General features: G+C 75.3%; 1 protein-coding gene. It reads right to left on the bottom strand.

The window, feature by feature from the left end; all coding sequences use genetic code 11:
• On the bottom strand, positions 1-1,868 hold a 1,868-nt coding region (locus tag ACFV4N_RS43165), incomplete at its 3' end, for an ATP-binding protein (protein WP_499678493.1).
• Positions 1,869-2,066: the final 198 nt, after the last annotated feature.

Below are 2,066 nucleotides of genomic sequence, written 5' to 3' on the forward strand. Positions count from 1 at the left end.
CCGGAGTAGAGCGCGTGGAGGATCAGGTGGTGCCGGAAGGCGAACTCGGCGCCCGACTCGACCAGCACGCCCGCCGCCGTGGCCTCCTCCACGGCGGCGACCAGCTCGGAGACCGGGCGCCCCGCCACGACCGCCGCGTCGCCCGGCGCGAACGCGGTGCCCAGCAGCGCGGCCCAGCGCAGCAGGTCCAGGGCGTCCGCCGACAGGAACGCCAGCCGCCTGGTCAGCGCGCCCACCAGCGAGGACGGCATGTCCCGGCCACTGGCCACCTCCGCCTCGGCCACGTCGTCGCGGAACTCCACGGCGTTCTCGCGCAGCAGGGCGTCGACGACCTCCCTGAGGTAGAGCGGGTTGCCGCCGACGCACCCGGCCAAGCCGTTCAGCCCTTCCCCCGGAGCGGCGCCCACCAGCTCGGTCAGCAGCGCGGTGACCTCGTCCTCGGTCAGCGGACCCAGCTCGACCAGCTCGCCGGCCCGCACGACCGCGCGCCGAACCCGCGTGACGTCGTCGCGGTGCGGCACCGGCCGGGCCGCCGCGATCAGGAGCAGGGGCAGCCGGTGCGCCAGGCGCAGCAGCCGGTGCCACAGCAGCACGCTGGCCTCGTCGGCCCACTGGAAGTCGTCGAGCGCCAGGACCAGCGGGTTCTCCGCGCACAGCTCGGCGACCAGCTCCACCAGGCGGTCGATGGCGGTGACCACCGGGTCGCCCGCGCCGGCGGAGTCGCGCGCGGGGTCCAGCAGGTCCCGGGCCAGCTCGACGCGGCGCGGGTCGGTCGAGGCGACCGACACGTCCAGGGCGTCGAGGGCGACCCGGAGCGGGAAGCGCCCGCCCAGCTCGTCGGCCGCGGCGCAGGCCACGCGGACGCCCGCGGCCGGCGCGGCCGCCAGGCAGGCGGTCAGCAGCGACGACTTGCCGATGCCGGGTTCGCCCTCCAGCCACGCGACGCCGCCGCGCCCGCCGGCGACGTCGGACACCGCGCGCCGCAGCAGGTCCAGCTCGCGGTGCCGGCCGATGAAGGGGGCCTGGGCCGCGCCGGGGGGCGAGGGGGTGGGGGATGGGGTTCCGGCGGGTGTGGCGGCGGAGGGCGAGGTGGGCTGCGGCACCTCGTCGCCGGCGAGCACCTGCCGGTGGACCTCGCGCAGGGCGTGACCGGGCTCGATGCCCAGCTCGCTCGCCAGCACGCGCCGGGCGTCGCGGAACACCTCCAGCGCCTCGGCCTGCCTGCCGCTCCGGTGCAGCGCGGTCATCAGCAGCGCGTGCAGCCCTTCCCGCAGCGGGTGCTCCACCACCAGCGCCGACAGCTCGGCCACCACGTCGGCGTGCCTGCCCAGCACCAGCGCCAACTCGGCGCGCCGCTCCACGGCGGCCAACCGCAGCTCGTGCAGCCGCGACCGCTGCGCCTCGGCGAACCGGCCGGGCACCGCGAACAGGGCCTCGCCCTCCCACAACGCCAACGCCGCGTCCAGCTCGGCCAGGGCGCGCCCCGGGTCCTGCCGCGCCAACGCCTCCGCCCGCTCGCGGTGCCGGTCGAAGCGGTGGACGTCGAGCTGCTCGCGGTCCAGGCGCAGCGCGTAACCCGCGCCGGACGAGGTGAGCACCACCCCGGCCGACCGCTTGGACCGCTCGGGCTCCAGCACCCGGCGCAGGCCGGAGACGTAGGTGTAGAGGCCGGCCTCGGCGCTCGCGGGCGGTGCGTCGCCCCACACGCCGTCGATCAGCTCGTCCTTGGAGACCGCCTCGTTGGCGCGCACCGCCAGCAGCGTGAACACCGCGCGCCGGCGGGCGGTGCCGAGGTCGAGCTCCGAGCCGTTGCGCCACGCGCGCACCGGGCCGAGCAACTTGACCACCAGCGAAGCGGTCGTGCTCATCGACATCGGAACACCCCCTGTGCGGAAATAGGGGCCGAGTGGTGTGCTGCTGCTGATGGCGTACCTGCTCCGCTGTCCGCCGGTTGCTGTCGAAGGCTGCCTCTTCGGTCACATTATCACGTGATGGATCTCTGAAGTATGCTGATGATGCGTGTCTCAAAAACCGGTTCCCGCAGCACAGGGGGTAGGGCCAGGTGA

This window comes from Actinosynnema sp. NPDC059797 (assembly GCF_042732085.1).
Taxonomy (GTDB): Bacteria; Actinomycetota; Actinomycetes; order Mycobacteriales; family Pseudonocardiaceae; genus Actinosynnema.